17 protein-coding genes are annotated in these 19762 nt (G+C 63.9%); 7 read left to right on the top strand and 10 right to left on the bottom strand.

Annotation, left to right across the window (positions count from 1 at the left end; translation table 11 throughout):
- Positions 1 to 103 precede the first annotated feature (103 nt).
- Both RSE12_09875 and RSE12_09870 read right to left on the bottom strand, forming a co-directional pair.
- On the bottom strand, positions 104 to 1108 hold the full coding sequence (locus RSE12_09875; GenBank protein WRH64606.1) for a phytoene/squalene synthase family protein: 1005 nt from the start codon (positions 1106 to 1108) through the stop codon (positions 104 to 106).
- On the bottom strand, positions 1105 to 2679 hold the full coding sequence (locus RSE12_09870) for a phytoene desaturase (GenBank protein WRH64605.1): 1575 nt from the start codon (positions 2677 to 2679) through the stop codon (positions 1105 to 1107). Before RSE12_09870 ends, RSE12_09875 begins: the two co-directional genes overlap by 4 nt.
- 100 nt (positions 2680 to 2779) lie before the next feature.
- Between RSE12_09870 and RSE12_09865 the strand changes: the two genes are divergently transcribed.
- From RSE12_09865 to RSE12_09850, 4 genes are all read left to right on the top strand, one after another.
- The gene (locus RSE12_09865) at positions 2780 to 3532 is read left to right on the top strand and encodes a spheroidene monooxygenase (protein WRH64604.1); all 753 of its coding nucleotides are present in this window, start codon (positions 2780 to 2782) and stop codon (positions 3530 to 3532) included.
- Positions 3533 to 3626: 94 nt separating this feature from the next.
- The gene (bchI, locus tag RSE12_09860) at positions 3627 to 4631 is read left to right on the top strand and encodes a magnesium chelatase ATPase subunit I (GenBank protein WRH64603.1); all 1005 of its coding nucleotides are present in this window, start codon (positions 3627 to 3629) and stop codon (positions 4629 to 4631) included.
- Positions 4628 to 6310: a magnesium chelatase subunit D gene (locus tag RSE12_09855; protein WRH64778.1), complete on the top strand. Its 1683-nt coding sequence runs from the start codon at positions 4628 to 4630 to the stop codon at positions 6308 to 6310. Before bchI ends, RSE12_09855 begins: the two co-directional genes overlap by 4 nt.
- Before the next feature lies 1 nt (position 6311).
- Positions 6312 to 7175, top strand: a complete 864-nt coding sequence (locus RSE12_09850) for an alpha/beta fold hydrolase (GenBank protein ID WRH64602.1) — start codon at positions 6312 to 6314, stop codon at positions 7173 to 7175.
- Between the two features lie 128 nt (positions 7176 to 7303).
- Here the strand turns inward: RSE12_09850 and idi are convergent, their stop codons facing one another.
- The 8 genes from idi to RSE12_09810 form a co-directional block, all read right to left on the bottom strand.
- Positions 7304 to 7867 carry an isopentenyl-diphosphate Delta-isomerase gene (gene idi, locus RSE12_09845; GenBank protein ID WRH64601.1) on the bottom strand — a complete coding sequence of 188 codons (564 nt, stop codon included), beginning with the start codon at positions 7865 to 7867 and terminating at the stop codon, positions 7304 to 7306.
- A gap of 7 nt (positions 7868 to 7874) precedes the next feature.
- Positions 7875 to 9056, bottom strand: a complete 1182-nt coding sequence (locus tag RSE12_09840) for a geranylgeranyl diphosphate reductase (protein ID WRH64600.1) — start codon at positions 9054 to 9056, stop codon at positions 7875 to 7877.
- A 3-nt stretch (positions 9057 to 9059) separates the two neighbouring features.
- Entirely contained in the window at positions 9060 to 10349 is a 1290-nt protein-coding gene (locus RSE12_09835) for a BCD family MFS transporter (GenBank protein ID WRH64599.1), read from the bottom strand.
- On the bottom strand, positions 10346 to 11245 hold the full coding sequence (gene chlG / locus RSE12_09830; protein WRH64598.1) for a chlorophyll synthase ChlG: 900 nt from the start codon (positions 11243 to 11245) through the stop codon (positions 10346 to 10348). Before chlG ends, RSE12_09835 begins: the two co-directional genes overlap by 4 nt.
- 130 nt (positions 11246 to 11375) lie before the next feature.
- On the bottom strand, positions 11376 to 11981 hold the full coding sequence (bchJ, locus tag RSE12_09825) for a bacteriochlorophyll 4-vinyl reductase (GenBank protein ID WRH64597.1): 606 nt from the start codon (positions 11979 to 11981) through the stop codon (positions 11376 to 11378).
- Positions 11982 to 11984: 3 nt separating this feature from the next.
- Positions 11985 to 13643, bottom strand: a complete 1659-nt coding sequence (bchE, locus tag RSE12_09820; protein ID WRH64596.1) for a magnesium-protoporphyrin IX monomethyl ester anaerobic oxidative cyclase — start codon at positions 13641 to 13643, stop codon at positions 11985 to 11987.
- Between the two features lie 177 nt (positions 13644 to 13820).
- Positions 13821 to 15215, bottom strand: a complete 1395-nt coding sequence (gene ppsR, locus RSE12_09815) for a transcriptional regulator PpsR (GenBank protein WRH64595.1) — start codon at positions 15213 to 15215, stop codon at positions 13821 to 13823.
- A gap of 71 nt (positions 15216 to 15286) precedes the next feature.
- Positions 15287 to 16078 (bottom strand): cobalamin-dependent protein, encoded by a 792-nt coding sequence (locus RSE12_09810; protein ID WRH64594.1) that lies wholly within the window; start codon positions 16076 to 16078, stop codon positions 15287 to 15289.
- A 315-nt stretch (positions 16079 to 16393) separates the two neighbouring features.
- On the opposite strand from RSE12_09810, the gene bchF reads away from it, so the two are divergent.
- Genes bchF through bchB form a run of 3 tightly spaced genes read left to right on the top strand, consistent with a single transcriptional unit; the run spans position 16394 to position 19754 of the window.
- Entirely contained in the window at positions 16394 to 16915 is a 522-nt protein-coding gene (bchF, locus tag RSE12_09805; GenBank protein ID WRH64593.1) for a 2-vinyl bacteriochlorophyllide hydratase, read from the top strand.
- On the top strand, positions 16912 to 18189 hold the full coding sequence (locus RSE12_09800; GenBank protein WRH64592.1) for a ferredoxin:protochlorophyllide reductase (ATP-dependent) subunit N: 1278 nt from the start codon (positions 16912 to 16914) through the stop codon (positions 18187 to 18189). The genes bchF and RSE12_09800 overlap by 4 nt, the downstream gene beginning before the upstream one ends.
- The gene (gene bchB, locus RSE12_09795) at positions 18186 to 19754 is read left to right on the top strand and encodes a ferredoxin:protochlorophyllide reductase (ATP-dependent) subunit B (protein WRH64591.1); all 1569 of its coding nucleotides are present in this window, start codon (positions 18186 to 18188) and stop codon (positions 19752 to 19754) included. Before RSE12_09800 ends, bchB begins: the two co-directional genes overlap by 4 nt.
- Positions 19755 to 19762: the final 8 nt, after the last annotated feature.

Raw genomic sequence — 19762 nt, 5'->3', positions numbered from 1 at the left:
TCGCTCCCGGTTTCACCAGACACAGCGATGTAGCCCGTCTGGGCCTTGCGTCCAAGCGGAAACGGACAGAGGTGAAATTCACGGCTTTACAGGGGCTTGGCCATCAGGCCATGCCGCGGTCGCGCGCCTCGAGCTGGGCCAGCACGGACAAGAGCGTGTCACTGCGCGCGGGCCGGGTCGCGCCGCGTGTGGCGGCCTGCACCAGAAAGGCCACCTCCGGCGCGGGGGCGGCGTGCAGCACTGCAGGCCCCGGCTTCACCGTCGACACCGCCGCCCGCGCCGTCGCTGCCACCAGACAGGCCAGCTTTTGACCCCGGCCCGTCCGTGCCCGCGTCGTGACGCTGTCGCCGCGCACGCGGCGCAGATTGCCGCCGATCCCGTCATAGATCAGCCGCGCGGCGTAGATGCCGGGGCGACAGGCCAGTGGCAGGGAGGGCACCCCGGCCTCGGCCCGGCGATAGAGCCGATCCGCCGCATCCAGCAGGCGCAGGGTGGCGCGCGCGACGCCAGGATAGGCGCGCGGGTTGCGCAAAAAGGCATCGGGATCAATGCCTTCGTCCGAAAGCCAGGCTGTGGGCAGATAAAGCCTTCCGGCGCGGGCATCTTCGCCCACATCGCGGGCGATGTTCGTCAATTGCATCGCAAGGCCCAGATCGCAGGCCCGCGCCAACGCATCGCCATCGCGTACCCGCATCAGAACGCACATCATCGCGCCCACCGCCGCCGCAACGCGGGCGGAGTAGTCCAGCACGCCGGACAGATCGGCATAGCGCCGTTCGGTCGCATCCCAGGCAAAACCTTCCAGCAGCGCCTCGGGCAAGGCGCGGGGCATGTCGAACGCCTCGACCACGCCGGCAAAGGCCCGGTCGGCGGGCTGGTTCGCGGGCGTGCCGCGATAGACCATGTCCAGCCTGTCGCGCAACGACAGAACAGCGGCGGCCTTGTCACCGCCTTCATCCACCGCATCATCGGACATGCGGCAAAAGGCATAAAGCGCCAGTGCCGGATCGCGCACCCGTGTGGGCAACAGGCGCGACGCTGCGTGGAAGGACAGCGATCCGGTACGGATCGCCTCGCGGCAGTGGTCCATGTCGCGTGGGTCGATCATTCGGCGGCCATCCTCAGCTCGCGGATCTCGGCGAGGCGCCGCGGGGCATCGGGGACAAGCTTGCCCAGCACCTCGGCCGTGCCGACCACCCCCGGCAGCCCTGCCCCCGGATGGGTGCCTGCGCCCGCCAGATAGAGGCCAGGCAGTTCTTCGGATACGTTATGCGGCCGGAACCACGCCGATTGCAGGATGCGTGGCTCGATCGAGAAACCGGCGCCGAGCGGGGACAGATAACGGTCGCGAAAGGTTTCAGGCGTGAAGGTGATTTCTTCGGTGATCCGGTCCTGAAAACCGGGGATCAGCCGATCTTCCAGCATTTTCGCCATTTTGGCGCGGTAGAGCGGTTCTTCCTCGGCCCAGTTGACCCCGTTGGAAAAGCCCAGATGCGGCACGGGCGATAGGACGTAGAAGGTATCGTCGCCAGCAGGCGCGCAGGTGGGATCGGTCACGCTGGGGCGGTGGACGTAAAGGCTCATGTCATCGGCGAGCTTGCCGCGAATGAAGATGTCCTTGATATGGTCGCGATAGCGCGGCCCCACGACGATGGAATGGTGGCCCACGTCGCGCCACATGTCGCGCGTGCCTTTGGTGCCGAAATACCAGACATAAAGGCCCATCGACCAGCGCGAGCGTTTCAGTTTCGCATCGGTCCAGCGCTTGCGTGGCAGGTTGCGCAAAAGCCGGGTATAGGTATGCCCCGCATCGGCGTTGGACACGACCAGCCCCGCGCGGATCACCTCGCCCGATACAAGCCGCACACCTGCGGCGCGACCATCTTCGACGACGATCTCATCAACCTCGGTCTGCGAGACGACCTCGCCGCCCTGCGCGGCGACGACCTGCGCCATGCCTTCGGCAATCGCCTGCACGCCGCCCATGGCGTAATGCACGCCAAAGGCTTTTTCGAGGTGACTGACAAGGATATACATGGACGTCACGTTGAACGGATCGCCGCCGATAAACAGCGGATGGAAGGATAGCGCAAAGCGCAGGCGCGGATCAGAGACGCGCCCCGCCGCATGGGCATAGACGGACCGGTCCGCCCGCATGCGCACGAATGTCGGCAGCACCTTGATGAGATCCATCAGCTTGTTCATCGGGCGGCGGCCGAGGTCTTCGAACCCGAACCAATAGCGTTTTTCGCTGTCGTTCAGGAACTTCTGATACCCCTTCAGGTCGCCCGGAGAGAGACGCGCGACCTCGGCCTTCATGGCGGCCTCGTCCTGGCGCATGGTGAAGGTTGAACCGTCTTCCCAGCGGATTTCATAGAACGGGTCCATCGGCACAAGCCGAACATCCCGGTCAAAATCGCGCCCGCAGACAGCCCAGAGGTCGCGCAATCCTTGCGGCACGGTCACGATGGTGGGACCGAGGTCAAAGCGGTGGCCGCCCTGGGTGATCGACGATCCGCGCCCGCCCACGCGATCGAGCCGGTCGATCACTGTCACGCGCCAGCCTTTGGCACCCAACCGCATGGCCGAAGCCAGCCCCCCCAACCCGGCACCAATGACAATGGCATGGTTTGAGTCAGGCAGGTCCGGGACAGGGCGGGGTGGCGGTGTGTGCTTCATGGGAGGGATGATAGAGTGTCTAGTTTAATTTACAATATCTCTGTGAGCCGCGCATAAATCAGCGTTTTTTCTTTCCCTCTTCCGCAGATACTGTCAGAGTATGTTTACACTCTCTGCGCCGGAGGTTCGCGCCATTTCCGTTACCAGCCTCAGCCTTTTCCGGTTTGACGGGATCGGGTCACGCCTGTGGGTGATTGGCCAGATGGGGGCTGCACGGCTGTCGCTTCGACGGGAAACGCGGGCGAAGTTCTGGAAACTCTGCGGTTCCGGCACGGGTGAAGGGTTCACCCCCCGGCCCAACTGGGGCGTCTGGGCCATCCTTGCCGTCTGGCCGGATGAGGCGACGGCGCGCAGCGCCACGCGCGACAGCCCGGTCTGGCAACGCTGGCGATCCCGCGCCGATGAAAGCTGGACGGTGTTTCTGAATCCCTTGTCGGCGCGTGGCCGCTGGGCTGGCGAGAACCCGTTCATGCCGGATACAAACGCCACCGATTCGACAGGCCCGCTTGCCGCGCTGACCCGCGCCACGGTGCGGCCGGCCAAGGCCCTTCGCTTTTGGGATCGTGTGCCGTCGATTTCCGCCATGATCGGCAGCGACCCGAATGTCGCCTTCAAGATTGGCATCGGCGAACTGCCCCTGCTGCATCAGGTGACCTTCTCGATCTGGCCCGATACCGCCAGCATGGCGGCTTTTGCCCGTGGTGATGGCCCGCATGGCCGCGCCATCCGCGCCGTGCGCGAGGGCAACTGGTTCAACGAAGAGCTTTATGCCCGTTTTCACCTGCTGGGCAGTGTCGGCAGCTGGAACGGCACCGACCCGCTGACGGCCTTGCACCGGGCGGAGGCAGCATGAGACAGGAATTTTCTGCGAAAGTTCCTGTGAACGATCCAACTGCGAAGGATCGGACTGAATTCTCGCAGAAATTCCGCACTCTTACGGTGACCGCATGAAACACCCTTTCCCCTTCTCTGCCATCGTCGGCCAAGAGGCCATGAAGCAGGCCATGATCCTGACGGCGGTCGATCCCGGCATTGGCGGCGTCCTTGTCTTTGGCGACCGGGGCACCGGCAAATCCACCGCGGTGCGCGCGCTGGCTGCACTGCTGCCTGAGATCGACGCGGTCGAGGGTTGCCCTGTCAACGCCGCCACGCCGGAACAGGTGCCCGATTGGGCCGAAGGGGCGACGGGGCGGATGATCCGCAAACCCACGCCCGTGGTCGATCTGCCGCTGGGCGTGACCGAGGATCGTGTCGTTGGCGCGCTGGATATCGAGCGTGCGTTGACGCGTGGGGAAAAGGCGTTTGAACCCGGCCTGCTTGCGCGCGCCAATCGTGGCTACCTTTACATCGACGAGGTCAACCTTCTGGAAGATCATATCGTCGATCTGCTCTTGGACGTCGCCCAATCGGGCGAAAACGTGGTGGAACGCGAAGGCCTGTCGATCCGGCATCCGGCGCGCTTCGTGCTGGTCGGCTCGGGCAACCCGGAAGAAGGGGAACTGCGCCCGCAGCTTCTGGATCGATTCGGCCTGTCGGTCGAGGTGACATCGCCCCGCGATGTGGAAACGCGGGTAGAGGTGATCCGCAGGCGTGACGGATACGAATCCAACTATGGCGCTTTCATGGAGATGTGGCGGATGCAGGACGCGCTGCTGCGCGACCGCATCCTGCTGGCACGTGCGGCCCTGCCGCAGATGAAGACGCCGAACACCGTGCTGCATGACTGCGCCGAATTGTGCATCGCCATCGGATCGGACGGATTGCGCGGTGAACTGACGCTGCTGCGCGCGGCCCGTGCGCTTGCGGCTTTTGAAGGGGATGAGGCCGTGGGTCGCATCCACCTCAAGGCCGTGGCGCCGATGTGCCTTTCGCACCGCCTGCGGCGTGACCCGCTGGATGAGGCCGGATCGACCAGCCGCGTCATCCGCGCTGTGGCCGAGGTTCTGCCCTGACCCAGCTTGATGATCCCTGGGGCCGGGTTCAAGCCGCGCTCGCCTGTCTTGCCATTGATCCGGCGGGGTTAAGGGGGCTGTGGCTGCGCGCCCGCGCGGGCCCGGTGCGTGATCTGGTGACGGCGGGGCTTGCCGCCTTACCCCTGCCGCAGCGCCGGTTGCACCCGACCATCGCGGATGACGTTCTGTTCGGAGGGCTGGATCTGACCGCCACGCTGGCCACCGGCCAGCCAGTGATGACGGCGGGGCTGCTGGCCACGCCATCCGCGCTGATCCTGACCATGGCCGAACGCTGCCCGCCCGGCCTTGCGGCACGGCTGGCCCATGCGTTGGATACCAGCCATCACAGCCTGATCGCGCTGGATGAGGCGGCAGAACCGGATGAAGGCCTGCCCTCTGCCCTGACAGACAGGGTGGGACTGTTCCTTGACCTGAGCGACATGCCGCTGTCACAGACCGGGCCATTGGCGCTTGATCCGGCGTCACTTGCCGCTGCCCGCGCCCGCCTTGCGACGCTGACCCTGACCGCGGACGCGCTGGATGCCCTGACACGGGCCGCCGCCGAACTGGGCATCGGCTCGCTTCGTGCGCCGCTGTTGGCCGCCGCCTGTGCCCGGGCCCATGCGGCTTGGGCAGGGCGTGAGAGCGTGACTGATGATGACCTGACCGCTTCTACCGCGCTGGTCTATGGCCATCGCGCCGCGCCGGTGGCGGAAAGCGCCCCACCGCCCGAAGCAGACCCGCCCCCGCCGGAGGATAGCTCCGACACGGGCGAACACGAGGCTGAGGATCACCCACAGGGTATCCCGGATGAATTGCTGGTCGCAGCGGCGCTGGCCGCCCTGCCCCGTGATCTGCTTGAGGCGCTGGCAAAGGGCCGCGCTAGCCGCGCCGCGAAATCTGCCAGCGGATCGGGCGCGGAACGCGGCGGCAACCGCCGCGGGCGGCCCCTGCCCTCGCGCCCCGGTCGCCTTTGCCCCGGCGCACGGATCGACCTTGTGGCCACGCTGCGCGCTGCTGCCCCATGGCAACCCCTGCGCCGCGCCCAGACCGCGCGCCCCGACGCCGTGTTGCTTGTGCGCGCCGCCGATATCCGGCTGAAACGGTTCCGCGAAACATCGGACCGGGTTCTGATCTTTGCCGTCGACGCCTCTGGTTCCGCCGCCTTCGCCCGACTGGCCGAGGCGAAGGGCGCGATCGAGCTGCTGCTCGCGCAGGCCTATGCGCGGCGCGACCATGTTTCGCTGCTGACTTTCAAGGGCTTTCATGCCGAATTGATCCTGCCCCCCACCCGGTCGCTGGTGCAGACCAAGCGGCGGTTGGCGGGCGTGCCGGGGGGTGGGGGCACACCGCTTGCCTCGGGCCTGCAACTGGCGCTGGCCACGGCCGCGCAGGCGCGCGCGCGGGGGTTGACCCCCACCATCGCCTTGCTGACGGACGGGCGGGGCAATATCGCGCTGGATGGCACCCCCGACCGCCCCCGCGCCGAGGATGAGGCGTTTCGCCTTGCCCGCCAGATCCGCGCCTCGGGCACGCCCGCGCTGGTGATCGACGTGGCCAACCGGCCGCAACCTTCGCTGCGGACCTTGGCACAGCTGATGGATGCGCCCTACCTCGCCCTGCCGCGCGCGGATGCACGTCGCCTGTCTTCGGTTCTGGGCGAGGCGCTGGAAAGCTGACATGGCCGTCGATCGCATGCCCCCAGACTGGCCCCATCGCGACCGGGCCCGCCGCGTGGCCAGCCGCCCGCACAATTGGTGCGTGGTGGACGCGGGCGATGGCCCGGTCGTGCTGCTGCTGCATGGCGCGGGTGGATCCGGGCATAGCTTTCGCCATCTGATACCGCTCCTGAGCCCGCATTTCCGGGTGGTGGTCCCCGACCTCCCCGGTCAGGGATTTACCCGATCTGGCGCGCGCAGCCGCTATGGCATTGATCACATGGCCGAAGATCTGGCCCAGCTTTGCGCCACGATGGCCATCGCGCCGGTGGCGGTGATCGGCCATTCCGCCGGGGCAGCGCTGGCGCTGCGGCTCGCGGAATTGCTGCCGTTGCGCGCGGTTGTCGGGATCAATGCGGCGCTTGGGGCCTTTGACGGCGCGGCGGGCGTGATGTTTCCCATATTGGCCAAGGTGTTGGCCGTTACGCCCTTTATTCCGCATGTCGTCTCACGGCTTTGGGGCAATGCGGCAACGGTGGGCAAGCTGCTGGCGACCACCGGTTCCCCTCTGGATGCGGCAGGTCAGGCGCAGTACCTGACGCTCGTGAAGGACCCCGCGCATGTGGACGGCACGCTGGGGATGATGGCGCAGTGGCGTCTGGAATCCGTGATGCCCCGGCTGATTGCGCAGCACCTTCCGGTGCTGCTGATCGCCTCGACCGGTGACAAGGCCGTTCCCCCCCGCATCTCGCGCGATGCGGCGAAACAGATGCCGGACGGGCATTATGCCGAAATCGCGTCGCTCGGCCATCTGGTGCATGAAGAGGCGGCAGAACAGGTCGCCGCGCTGATCCTGCCTTGGCTCATGGCCCGCGTGCAGGCCTGACACCACCCAAAGCAGCTTCATCTTGGCCCAAATACCCAAACCCTGAGCCGAAGCGCGCCAGCGCGCAGGCGAGGCAAAAACAATGCGCGTCGGGCGACTGCCCGGCGCGCGCAATCGGATTGCCCCGATTAGCGCCCCGCGACGAGGCTGCCGAAGATGCGGTCCATATGCTCGGCCAGATAGATTCGCAGCCAGGGGGTAAATGTCTCGGGGCTGCGCAGCACCTCGGCGGACAGGTCATAAAGATCGACCCAGCGCACGGCGGCCACCTCGGCGGGGTTTGGGACCACGCTCAGCCCCTTGCCCGCCTCGGCCACGAAGATATCGACCAGTTCATGTTCCGTCAGCCCGCTGCCCACATCGGCGCGGTATTCCACCCGGTCGGCAAAGGCCGGGAACAGGTTGGTGATCCCCAGTTCTTCGCGCAGGCGGCGCACAGCGCAGGCGGCGGGGTCTTCGTCCCAGCGGGGATGTGTGCAGCAGGTGTTCGCCCAAAGCCCAGGGGTGTGATACTTGGTCAGCGCGCGCTGCTGGATCAGCACCTTTGTGCCATCCACCACAAAGACCGACACCGCCTTGTGGCGCAGCCCTTTGACATGCACCTCCAGCTTGCGCACCGGGCAAAGCCGCCCGTCGACCCAGGCGGGGATCATCTCTTCGAGCATGGCATCAGGGGCGAGTTGGGTGGTCATTGCAGCCTCAGGTCCAGACGGGAGAGACAAGACGCAAAAGATGCGCCATGTTCTTGATGCCGATCTTCACATGGGCCATGGGGCGTTTGGTGACCAGCTTCTTGTTCATATAGGCCTCGAAGGTCAGCTTCTGTACGTCGACATCGTGGCACAGGCTGACAAAGCGTTCGCGACGTTCGTCACTGCGATAATAGGCATCCTGCATCGACCGCAAGACCCGGAACACGGTGCCATGTTCGCGCATGAACAGCTTGCGCGCGATGCGCAGATCGGACGCGCGGCCCGAGGCCAGCGCCGCCTGTGCGGCTGTTGCCGCTGCCCGGCCCCCGGCCATGGCGTAGAAGATACCTTCGCCCGAGGAAGGAGCGACCACGCCTGCAGCATCGCCGGCCAGAACCACATCGCGGCCATTGTCCCAGCGGTCCATCGGGCGCAGCGGGATCGGTGCGCCTTCCTTGCGGATCGTTTCACATTCCGTCAGACCGGCCGCTGCGCGCAGATCGGCAGTGGCCTTCTTCAGATCCACCCCGTCCAGCCCGGTGCCCATGCCGACGCTGGCCTGTGCCCCATGCGGGAAGATCCAGCCATAGAAATCGGGGCTGATCTTGCCGTCATAGATCACGTCACAGCGCAGCGGGTCATAGTCGGGCGAAGGTTCGGGGGCGGCAATGATTTCATGGTAGGCAATGACATAGGGGATGCGGTCGCCACCCGGCACCTCGGCCCGCGCCACGTTGGAGCGCGCGCCATCCGCGCCGATGATCAACTTTGTCGCGCTACGCTTTTCTTCGCCCGTGGCCTTATCGCGCCAGACGACATGGCTGCCCGCGCTGTCGCGTTCGATCCGCAGGAAGGTGCCGGTCAAGGGCGCAGCACCGGCCTTTACGGCCCGATCGCGCAGATAGGCGTCGAAATGTTCGCGGTCGACCATGCCGACATAACCGTTCTCGATCGGGATATCGACCATGCGGCCCGTGGGGGAAATCATCCGGGCGGTGGTGATCTTGGCCACAATCTGCGAGTCCGGGATTGCGAAATCCTTGATGGCGCGCGGCGGTATGGCCCCGCCGCAGGGTTTGATCCGGCCGTCGCGGTCCAGCAGAGCCACACGCCTGCCCGCGCGGGCCAGATCCTCGGCCGCGGTAGCGCCCGACGGCCCGCCGCCCACAACAAAGACATCATAGGTCATGTGTCATTCCCCCGGTAAGAGTTGCGGGCCGGTAGCGCGGATTGCGCCACCCCGCCCTTCGATCACTTTTGCGGCGATCATGGCTGCGACGCAGAACAGCGCCGCTTCAAGCGCGAAGACCGCGCCAAAGGCATCGGGTGCATCGGTGAACAGCCGCAGCGCATCTGCCGCTGCTGCCCCAACCAGCCCGCCGAAGCCTGCGGCGACAGCCTGCGCTGCGCCCCACAGGCCCATGCGTGTGCCTTCACGCGCCGCACGCCCCTGCCCCGCCAGCGCCATCATCGACCCGATGGCCGCCACGGCGAACATGCCGTTGAAAAAGCCAAGCGCCACCACTGCGGGCAGCAGCCTGCCGCCCACTTGACCCAGCGCCGCGATCACCAAAAGTGCCGCCGCTGACCCGAGGCAACCGGCCATAACCCACATGCGCAGCGTACCAATTCGGAACCCCGTGGCCGCAATACCGACCAGCAGCATCCCCACGAAGACGCCACCATTCTGGGCACCCGAAAGCTGCGTGCTTTGACCCGGCGAAAAGCCGAAGACCAGCCCGGCATAGGGTTCCAAGATCAGTTCCTGCATGAAATAGGCGGTCATCGACAGAAAGATGAACAGGGTGAAGGCGCGCGCGCGGGGTTCGGACCAGACCTCGGCCATGCCTGCGCGGAAGGGAAGCGCCTCGGGCGCGCGGGTGGCGGTGACGCGCTTTTCGATGCCCCATATGGCGATGATGGTCAGCAGCACCGCGCTGCCCGTCACCACCGCGACGATTTCGAGCAACAGCACGGGCGTGTAGGGATCAAGAACCGCGCCGACGGTGCCTGCGGTGACGGCGATGCCAAGGATCATCATCAGCCAGGTGATGGTTGCCGCCGCCGCGCGCCGCGACGGATGAGTGGCCGTGGCAAGCAGCGCGAGCAGCGAGGTGCCCGAAGCCCCGACGCCCACGCCGATCAGCGCATAGGCCAGAACAGACAGGGCCAGACCGCCCGCAAAACCGGAAGGGAACAGCACCACGGCGACGGCGGCAAGGAACGCCCCCAGCGCCAGCGCGACCATGCCGCCGATTACGAAGACCGTGCGATTGCCTTTGGTATCTGACCGAAAGCCCCAATTGGGCCGGGTGATCTGAATCCCGTAGTGCAGCGCCACGAGCAGACCCGGCAGCACGGCAGGCAGCGCCAGTTCCACCACCATCAGGCGGTTCAGGGTGGAGGTCGTCAGCACCACCACCGCGCCAAGGCACATCTGCACCAGACCCAGCCGGAAGATCTGGACCCAGTTCAGCGTCATGCCAGACCCCGCAGGGCAAAGGCGGAAATCATCATCCCGGTGACATAAAGCACCACGCCGGTGCCGTTATACCAAGGCGCCTTGCCTTTGGGATCGCGGAACAGGACGCGCATCGCGGCGATTTGCAACAGAAGGACGGCAAAGACACCCAGCGCGTGCCACGGCTTGCCCCACAGGGCCAAGAGCGGGATCACCAGCGCCTGCGCCATGCCCATCACCGTGCAGGCGATCTTGGCCGCGACTTCGGGGCCAAGCATCACGGGCAAAGAGCGGACGCCATGCTGACGGTCGCCTTCCAGCGCCTTGAAGTCATTCAGCGTCATGATGCCATGTGCGCCGATGGAATAGAGAAGCGCGATGATCACGATTTCAAACCGTGGCGCGGCTTGCAGCAGGACCGCCGCCCCGGTGAACCAGGGCAGCCCTTCATAAGACAGGCCAACAAGCCCCGGCCCCCACCAGCCCGACCGTTTCAGCCGCACAGGTTCGGCGCTGTAGGCCCAGGCGGCGATGACGCCCACCACGGTGGCCCAGAACCCCCAGGTGCCGAGGAGCGAGCCAACCCAAAGGCTGAGCGCGGTCATGGCAAGGGCGATGTAAAGGCCCCAGCGGCCCGGAATGCGGCCTGACGGAATCGGGCGGTCAGGTTCGTTAACCGCATCGACATGGCGGTCGCACCAATCGTTGGCGGCCTGGCTCATGCCACAGACGATCGGCCCGGCAAGCACCATGCCCAAAAGGACCATCCCCCAGTTGCCGCCGAGCGGCACCCCGGCGGACACCGATCCGCAGAGATAGGCCCAGATCGGCGGGAACCACGTAATGGGCTTGATCAGCCGCAACATGGCGGCTGGTTCGGGGTAGCGGCGCGACTGTATCGAAATGCTGACACTCATTCGTCAACTACACCTTACATTGAGGAGTCGAGCAAGAGTTCAGTCGCCAATGTGTCAACTTTTTCTGACAGTCGGTGCTGAATTTTGGCGTCCACACCATGATCTGGCATTTGGATCGGGCGGAGCGGGCCTAGCCACGCGGCAAAATCTGAAACTGGCAGGCGGGATGGCCCATGGCGCAGCAGCCCACTTCGCGCACGGTGCATCCCGGCCAGACCAAGTCTGAGAACAGCTGTTCGAACACTGCGGCGTGCCAGTGGCAGATGGGATGTGCGGCGCGTTCATGGGCAACCAGTGGATTGGCCGCCACCTCGAAGGTCAGGGGATGCCAGCCTGTCACCCGGAAGCGGCCCGATCCGGCGAAAGTCCAGGCGTGACGCGAGATGGCGGCGGTCAAGACCCGCGCGCCAAGGGCGGCTGGCAACGCCCGGATGAGCGTCCGCGCCAAAGGTGGGATGCGATGGCGCAGGATGTAGCGGCCCGTTGCCAGACCTGCGAGGCGCAGAAGTGCCTCGGCCCGGTCGGGTGCGACCCGGCGCAGGGCGAGGTGAACAGCAGCGGCCTCAGTTTCGGGGATCATGCCCTTGGCGGGGTCGGGCACGGAGACCGCCGCCAGTGCCATCACCGCATCGCGCAGGCTGCGCCCTTCGGCCCGGTCCAGAATGGCAACCAGCTGAGTGATCGCGTTGGGCCCGATCCGCGCCTCTGGCGGGGCGGGTGAATAGCCCCCGTCCATTTCTTAGACCTCTTGCTCCATCTGCTGTTTGCCACCACCGCAGGCCGAAACCTCGGCGGGCATCCGGAAGGCGTTCCGCTCTTGCGCGCGCTCGGCCATCTGCTCCTTGACGGCGGCGCGGCGTTCGGCGGCCTTGGCGGCGCGGTCGGCACTCGCCTCCCAATCAGCCATCTGGGCGTCGGCGATCTTGCGGGTTTCATCAAAGTGGAAATCGACCTTGCCCTTGGTTTGCGGCCCCCAATAGCCCGCCTTGCCAAGATCATAGAAGGTGCGCCCTACCCCGGCCTTGAGGAAGGCCTTCAGGCAGCCCAGCAAATAGCGCCGCCGGAAGCCGGTTCCGCGCCATGGGTAATGGAACAGAGCCTTGCGCATATAGAAGCGGCGATAGTTCTTCATCACGCCATCCAGCAGTTCCCCGCGCGTCAAGGCCGCGGGTTTCATGATGGGGGTGACGAAATTGTATTTCGAATAATCAAAGACTTCGACCTGATCCCGGATTTCCTGAAACAGCGGCGTAAAGGGCCAGGGCGTATACATCGCCCAATTGGCCAGATCGGGCTGCCAGTCCCAGGCCATCTGGAAGGTTTCCTCCAGCGTTTCCTTGGTTTCATTGTCGAGACCCACGATGAACTGGGCTTCGACAAAGATATCAGCCTCACGCAGAAGGCGGATCGCCTCTTTGTTTTCGGCGACGGTGGTTTCCTTGTTGAACATGTCCAGCTTCAACTGGGCCGCTGCTTCAGTTCCAAGGCTGACATGGACAAGCCCGGCTTCGCGGTAGAATTTCAGCAGGTCACGGTCACGGTAGATGTCGGTGACGCGGGTGTTGATGCCCCATTTGATCCGCTTGTTCAGGCCGCGATCGATCAGTTCCTGACAGAATTCGACGAATTTCTTCTTGTTGATGGTTGGTTCTTCGTCGGCGAGGATGAAGAAGCCTACGCCATGATCGTTCACCAGCCTTTCGATTTCATCCGCAACCTTCTTGGGGTCGCGCACGCGGTAATCGCGCCAGAATTTCCATTGGCTGCAGAAGGAACAGGTAAAGGGGCATCCCCGCGCCATGTTGGGGATCGCCACTTTCACGCCCAGAGGCACGTAAATGTATTTGTCCCATTCCAGGATCGACCAATCGGGATCAATGGCGTCGAGATCCTTCACCGTGCTGGCGGCGGGGGTGGTCACGATCTGATCGCCGTCAAGGAAGGCGATGCCCTTGATCTTACGCCGCTCGGACGGCCATTTGCCATCGCGCAGGGCTTCCATGAGGGCCGTCATGATCTCTTCGCCCTCACCCCGGACGATGACATCGATCCAGGGCGCCTCATCCAGCACCTGACGGAACATGAAGGTGCCGTGGATTCCGCCCAGCACACGCAGGGCGTTGGGGGCGACCTCTTGCGCGATGCGCAGAACCTCTTCGGCCTCATAGATGGCGGGGGTGATTGCGGTGGTGCCGACCACATCGGGTTTGAGGGCGATCAGGCGTTTGCGCAGGTCATCGGGGCCGATGTGATGCGTCATCGCGTCAATGAAATGGATGTCGTCAAATCCCGCGCGGCGCAGGTGACCTGTCAGATAGGCCACCCAAGCGGGGGGCCAATTGCCTGCGATTTCGGCCCCGCCAGAGTGATAATTCGGGTGGATAAAGACGATCCGCATCACGGCCCCCTGATCAGTGTAAATCAGGGTTGACAGTTTTTAAGGGTGGCAGCCTTGACGTATGTCAAATCCACCAAATGCCGTGCGGGATTTCAGAAGATCATCCGGGGAAACCGGGGCGGAAAGGTGATCAATTCCGGTGCGCCAGAGACCCTGCGCAGGCCGGAAATGACGGGATTATTCGCCATCCTTGTTCAGCAAGCCGTATTTGCGCAGCTTCACGTAAAGCGACTGGCGGCTGAGGCTGAGCATTTCGGCAGCGGCAACACGGTTGTTGCGGGTGAGTTCCAACGCCGTTTCGATACACATCTTTTCGATCACGTCGGTCGTTTCCGACACGATATCCTTGAGCGTGCTGGACCCCACCAGTTCCATCACATTGCGCACGCCGTCATCGGGTTGGCCAAAGGCCGGGCGGCGCAGGGTTTCCACCCGGCTGGCATCGCGCACGACAAGCACCAGCACAGGGCTGGGCCGATCGTTGAGCCAAGTGGCCGAGATTTCCACGGCGATCTGGCCCATGAAATCGGTGGTCAGCCGCGTGGCATAAAGCCGAAGCTGGCCCGTGCGTTTGACGTTGTCGAGCAGGACGCGCAGGTCCACCGCGCCGCGCGCCAGAAAATCGGTCAGCGACCGGCCCCGCACAGCGGCAATGTTGGCGGTGTCGGTCAGATTGAGGAAGGCCTCGTTCGCGGCGCGGATGTTGCCATCGGCATCGGCGAAAACGATCCCGTCCACGCCTTCATGATACAAGCGGGCCAGATTGTCGCCCAGCTCATCGCCGCCAAGCGTGCCGCGTTCATTCGTATCCAGTTGGCACAGCAGAATGCGTTCACCGGCCGCACGAAACACGGTGGGGGTGACGAACATGCGTTTCTGCGAGCGGCGCGCCGTCAGTTCGATGGGGACAGAGCTTTCCGCAACCGCAAGATTTGCGAGGCTTTCCAGAAACTCGCCACGACGACGGCCTTCGAATTCCTGCGCGACGGCCGTGCCGATCAGATCGGCGCGCACGCCCCCCAGAAGCAGCGCCGCTGCCGGGTTGATATCGGTGATCCGCCCCGAAGACATGGACACCATGAGCACCGGATCGCGCGATACTTCCATGAGCACGCGATAGCGCGTGTCCATCTCGCGCTGGGTTTCGTAATCCCGCTCCAGCGCCAGTTGCGCCTGCACCAGTTGCTGCTGCACCTCGGCGATCGGGCGCAGGTCGCGCCCCATCATCAGGATCGAGTCATCCGACCCGATTCTGTGCAGCGAATAGCGAACCGGGAATTCCCAGTTCGCCTCATCCACATGGTTCAGCTCAACCGCTGTGCCGCCGTGGCGCGCGCCCTGCATTTCGTTCAGGCGGGCATCCAGCTTGCGCAGGCTTTCGGCTGTCAGCACATCGCGAAGCTGGCTCCCTTCCCAATCGGTGAGTTGGCCAAAGCTGCGGTGTTGCGGGTTCACGATGACGGAAATGATGCGCCGCGACGGAGCAATCAACAACGCAAGGTCGGAAGCGGTCGCGATGATCTCGCTCAGGAGATCGGGCGCGATCAGCGGCAACTTCCCGCCATTGAGCAAATGTCTACCGTCCGTCGTCACACTCTTTCCGATCCCGAGCCGAGCCCCGAGGGGCGAAGGCCTCGTCAGGGTTAACTCAGTTCCAAGACCGGTGACCGACCGACAGAGATACCCAGTGCCTCGAGAGCATGAGAAATATCGTTTGTCACCACATCGGCACCTGTCAACCGTACTACATCTTCGGCTTCATCAAGGATGGCACCGCCAATTGCCACCATCAATCTGCCCCTAGTGGCATCTTTAAGCGATTTTATCAGCTTACGGCAAGTTTCAAGCCTGCTTTGGCAGGTTACCGAGATCATCGCCCCATCGAATGAGCGATCTGCGACAAATTTCGACAACTGTGAAAGCTCGGGCGCGATCTGAAGGGAAACTGATACCCCCATGCGACGCAAACGCCCCGCAAGCACCATGGTTCCCAGCGAATGCTGTTCACCTTGCGGCAACAGGACAAGGACGGTCGGCCCGTCCGTCTGCCCCAACGCATCTGCCGACCAAGCGGCACCCAGTTCACGCAGGATGGCTTGAAGGCGCGCAACGCCCATCGTGACCCCTGCAAAGCTAAGTTGATCATCTTCCCATGCGGTGCCCAGGCGCCGCGCCACTTCGGGGATGTAATGATCCGCCATGGCCGAGGCCGAGATTCGGGCGCGCTTGAATTCCGGCTTGATCACATCCAGCGCGTTGAGGTTGGCAGTCGTCACCGCATCGAACAGACGCTGGATGAGGATTTCGCGAAGGCCCGCCTCATCCGCGCCATCGCGCGCGACGAGTTTTGCGACGACCTGAGCGGCGAATTTCGTCACGCCGCATACTGGGCTTGCCGTATCGTGCGCCGACCCGTGATGCGCTTCATGGTACATATCCGGCTCCAAAGGCCCCCCGCAGGCCGCCGCGACAAGAGGCTACCCGCCCCTCAAAAACATTGCAAATCCAGTGTCGACCTTTGATTTCGGATTGTCAAAGCAAATTGACACATTCGGCGGAAAGAAAAATCTCACCCCTGATCCAGATCAGTGTTTACGCGAAAATGCCAATAAAATAAGCGGTTTCTCGGTGGCGACCACCACCCTAGCCCAAGATTGACACCCCCGCAAAATGTGTAAGTTTTGGTTGACACTTCGGCCCTCGTCGCTAACCTTCAAACAGCGAGGAGCCGAAAGGAGAGGCGTCTGCCGATGTACGAGAGACAGAGCCCGAACCCGCGCAGGCGGCTTTACACCGGAGAGGAACGCGCCCGGCGCGACGCCACGAAATGGACCCTGGTTCAGGGTCTTTTGGCGCCGGCGCAGTTCGTTGCCTTTGCCGTGTCGCTGGTTCTGGTGCTGCGGTTTCTCTGGACGGGCGATGGCTATGGGGCGGCGACCGTATCGATCATCATCAAGACCCTGTTCCTGTATGTGATCATGGTGACCGGAGCGATCTGGGAGAAGGTCGTCTTCGGGCAGTATCTGTTTGCCCCCGCCTTCTTTTGGGAAGACGTGTTCAGCTTTGCCGTGATTGCGCTGCATTCTCTTTATCTTTGGGCGCTTTACACCGGTTCGTTGACCCCGACTGAGCTGATGCTTCTCGCGCTGGCGGCGTATGCGACCTATGTCGTCAACGCCGGTCAGTTCCTGTGGAAACTCCGCATGGCCCGGCTTGATGCCGAGGCTGAGGCGCTGGAAGAAAACCGCACCATGGCCGAGGTGATTGCATGAGCCTTGACCTGCCCACCAGCGGCTGCCGCAGCACCCCGGTTCTGAAAGAGCGCGGACAGCGCGAAGTGTTCTGCGGGCTGACAGGAATCATCTGGCTGCATCGAAAGATGCAGGATGCTTTCTTTCTGGTCGTAGGTAGCCGGACCTGCGCGCATCTGCTGCAAGCGGCGGCGGGCGTGATGATCTTTGCCGAGCCGCGGTTTGGCACGGCGATTCTCGAGGAAAAGGATCTGGCCGGTTTGGCAGATGCCAATGCCGAGTTGGACCGTGAAGTTGCACGCCTGCTGGCCCGCCGCCCGGACATCCGGCAACTGTTCCTTGTGGGGTCCTGCCCTTCGGAGGTGATCAAGCTGGATCTGGCACGTGCGGCGGAACGGTTGAACGTGCAGCACGCGCCGCATGTGCGGGTTTACAATTATTCCGGGTCAGGGATCGAGACAACCTTCACGCAGGGCGAAGATGCCTGCCTTGCCGCGATGGTACCGACACTGGCCCCTACGACAAAGCGCGAGTTGCTGATTGTCGGCGCGATGCCGGACGTGGTGGAAGACCAGTGCCTTGCGCTGCTGTCGGCCATGGGGATCGGGCCGGTGCGGATGCTGCCTGCCCATCGTGCGGGCGAATTGCCGGGTGTGGGGGCGGATACGGTCTTTGCGCTGGTCCAGCCATTCCTTGGGGATACCCATGCGGCGCTGCTGCGGCGCGGGGCGCGCCATATCGCGGCCCCCTTCCCCTTTGGCGAAGAAGGCACCACTGCCTGGCTGCGCGCCATTGCGGAAGAGTTTGGCGTGCCGCGCGATCTGTTCGAAGCGGTGACGGCTGCACCGCGTGCGCGTGCGCTGAAGGCGATTGCCACGCAATCGGCGGAACTGCGCGGCAAGCGCGTGTTCTTCTTCCCCGACAGCCAGTTGGAAATTCCCCTTGCCCGTTTCCTTGTCCGCGAATGCGGGATGACGGCGGTCGAGGTGGGCACCCCCTATCTGCACGAAACCATCGTCGGCCCCGATCTGGACCTGCTGCCGGCAGGCCCGATCATCAGCGAAGGTCAGGATGTGGAAAAGCAGCTGGATCGCCAGCGCGCCGCCGCGCCGGACCTGACGGTCTGCGGGCTTGGCCTTGCCAACCCGTTGGAGGCGCAGGGCTTTACCACGAAATGGGCGATCGAACTGGTGTTCACGCCGGTACATTTCTATGAACAGGCAGGCGACCTTGCCGGGCTGTTCTCGCGCCCGCTGCGCCGCAAGGCGGTTCTTCGCAAGGAGGCCGCCGAATGAAGCTGACGCTGTGGACATATGAAGGCCCGCCCCATGTGGGCGCGATGCGCGTGGCCACCTGCATGACCGGGCTGCATTATGTGCTGCACGCGCCGCAGGGCGACACTTATGCCGACCTGCTGTTCACCATGATCGAACGGCGCAACCATCGCCCGCCGGTGACCTATACGACCTTTCAGGCGCGCGATCTGGGCGGCGACACGGCCAATCTGTTCAAGGATGCGGCGCGCGATGCCTATGCCCGGTTCAAGCCGCAGGCGATGATCGTGGGCGCGTCTTGCACTGCCGAACTGATCCAGGATGATCCGGGTGGTTTGGCCGAGGCGCTGGAACTGCCGATCCCGGTGATCCCGCTGGAATTGCCGTCTTATCAGCGCAAGGAAAACTTTGGCGCGGATGAGACGTTCTTCCAGATCGTCAAGGCATTGGCCAAACCTATGCCTCGGACCGAGGCGATAACCTGCAATATCCTTGGCGCTACCGCGCTGGGGTTCCGCCACCGCGATGACGTGACCGAGGTGACGCGGCTGCTGGGCCTGATGGGCATTTCGGTGAACGTCGCGGCCCCGATGGGTTCTTGCCCGGCCGACATTGCCCGCATGGGACAGGCGCATTTCAATGTGCTGCTTTACCCCGAAACCGGCGAGACAGCGGCGCGGCATCTGGAGCGCGCGTGCGGCCAGCCTTATACCAAAGTGGTGCCGATCGGCGTCGGTGCCACGCGCGATTTCCTACATGAAGTCAGCGCCTTGACCGGTCTTTCTGCCAAGGTGGATGAAAGCGCGCTGCGGGCGCCGTGGTGGTCTGCCTCGGTCGATTCCACCTATCTGACGGGCAAGCGTGTCTTTGTCTTTGGGGATGCGACCCATGTGATGGCCGCCGCCCGGATTGCCGCCACCGAGATCGGCTTCGAAGTCGTGGGCATGGGCTGTTTCAACCGCGAATACGCCCGCCCGATGCGCGCTGCGGCCAAGGCTTATGGTGTCGAGGCGCTGATCACCGATGACTATCTTGAGGTCGAGGCCGAGATTGCCCGCCTGCAGCCGGAACTGATCCTTGGCACGCAGATGGAACGCCATATCGGCAAGCGGCTGGGCATTCCCTGTGCTGTCATCTCAAGCCCCGTGCATGTGCAGGATTTCCCCGCGCGCTACAGCCCGCAGATGGGGTTCGAAGGCGCGAATGTGATCTTTGATACCTGGATCCATCCGCTTGTGATGGGGCTGGAGGAACATCTGCTGACGATGTTCCGCGAGGATTTCGAATTCCATGACGAAGCCGGGCCAAGCCATCACGGCGCCAAGGCCATGGCGCGGACCGAGGAAGAGGTTGCAGAACCGTCTGAGGCCGTTGCGGCAGAGGATACGGGTGGCCATGCCATCCCGGTCGTCACACCGTCGGGCGAGATCGTCTGGATGCCGGATGCAGAACGCGAGTTGAAGAAGATCCCCTTCTTCGTGCGCGGCAAGGCCAAGCGCAACACCGAGAAATACGCCGCCGACCGTGGCGTTGTTCAGATCACTGTCGACACTCTCTATGAGGCAAAAGCCCATTATGCGCGATGAACGCTTTG

This window comes from Fuscovulum sp. (genome assembly GCA_035192965.1).
Lineage (GTDB): Bacteria > Pseudomonadota > Alphaproteobacteria > Rhodobacterales > Rhodobacteraceae > Paragemmobacter.
The sequence above is the reverse complement of the archived record's forward strand: the minus strand, read 5'-3'. Positions and strand labels throughout refer to the sequence as shown.

Bases quoted from the DNA above. Each gene is read 5' to 3' on its own strand.
- RSE12_09875 (WRH64606.1), bottom strand. From the start codon at position 1,108: ATGATCGACCCACGCGACATGGACCACTGCCGCGAGGCGATCCGTACC.
- RSE12_09870 (WRH64605.1), bottom strand. From the start codon at position 2,679: ATGAAGCACACACCGCCACCCCGCCCTGTCCCGGACCTGCCTGACTCA.
- RSE12_09865 (WRH64604.1), top strand. From the start codon at position 2,780: ATGTTTACACTCTCTGCGCCGGAGGTTCGCGCCATTTCCGTTACCAGC.
- bchI (WRH64603.1), top strand. From the start codon at position 3,627: ATGAAACACCCTTTCCCCTTCTCTGCCATCGTCGGCCAAGAGGCCATG.
- RSE12_09850 (WRH64602.1), top strand. From the start codon at position 6,312: ATGGCCGTCGATCGCATGCCCCCAGACTGGCCCCATCGCGACCGGGCC.
- idi (WRH64601.1), bottom strand. From the start codon at position 7,867: ATGACCACCCAACTCGCCCCTGATGCCATGCTCGAAGAGATGATCCCC.
- RSE12_09840 (WRH64600.1), bottom strand. From the start codon at position 9,056: ATGACCTATGATGTCTTTGTTGTGGGCGGCGGGCCGTCGGGCGCTACC.
- RSE12_09835 (WRH64599.1), bottom strand. From the start codon at position 10,349: ATGACGCTGAACTGGGTCCAGATCTTCCGGCTGGGTCTGGTGCAGATG.
- chlG (WRH64598.1), bottom strand. From the start codon at position 11,245: ATGAGTGTCAGCATTTCGATACAGTCGCGCCGCTACCCCGAACCAGCC.
- bchJ (WRH64597.1), bottom strand. From the start codon at position 11,981: ATGGACGGGGGCTATTCACCCGCCCCGCCAGAGGCGCGGATCGGGCCC.
- bchE (WRH64596.1), bottom strand. From the start codon at position 13,643: ATGCGGATCGTCTTTATCCACCCGAATTATCACTCTGGCGGGGCCGAA.
- RSE12_09810 (WRH64594.1), bottom strand. From the start codon at position 16,078: ATGTACCATGAAGCGCATCACGGGTCGGCGCACGATACGGCAAGCCCA.
- bchF (WRH64593.1), top strand. From the start codon at position 16,394: ATGTACGAGAGACAGAGCCCGAACCCGCGCAGGCGGCTTTACACCGGA.
- RSE12_09800 (WRH64592.1), top strand. From the start codon at position 16,912: ATGAGCCTTGACCTGCCCACCAGCGGCTGCCGCAGCACCCCGGTTCTG.
- bchB (WRH64591.1), top strand. From the start codon at position 18,186: ATGAAGCTGACGCTGTGGACATATGAAGGCCCGCCCCATGTGGGCGCG.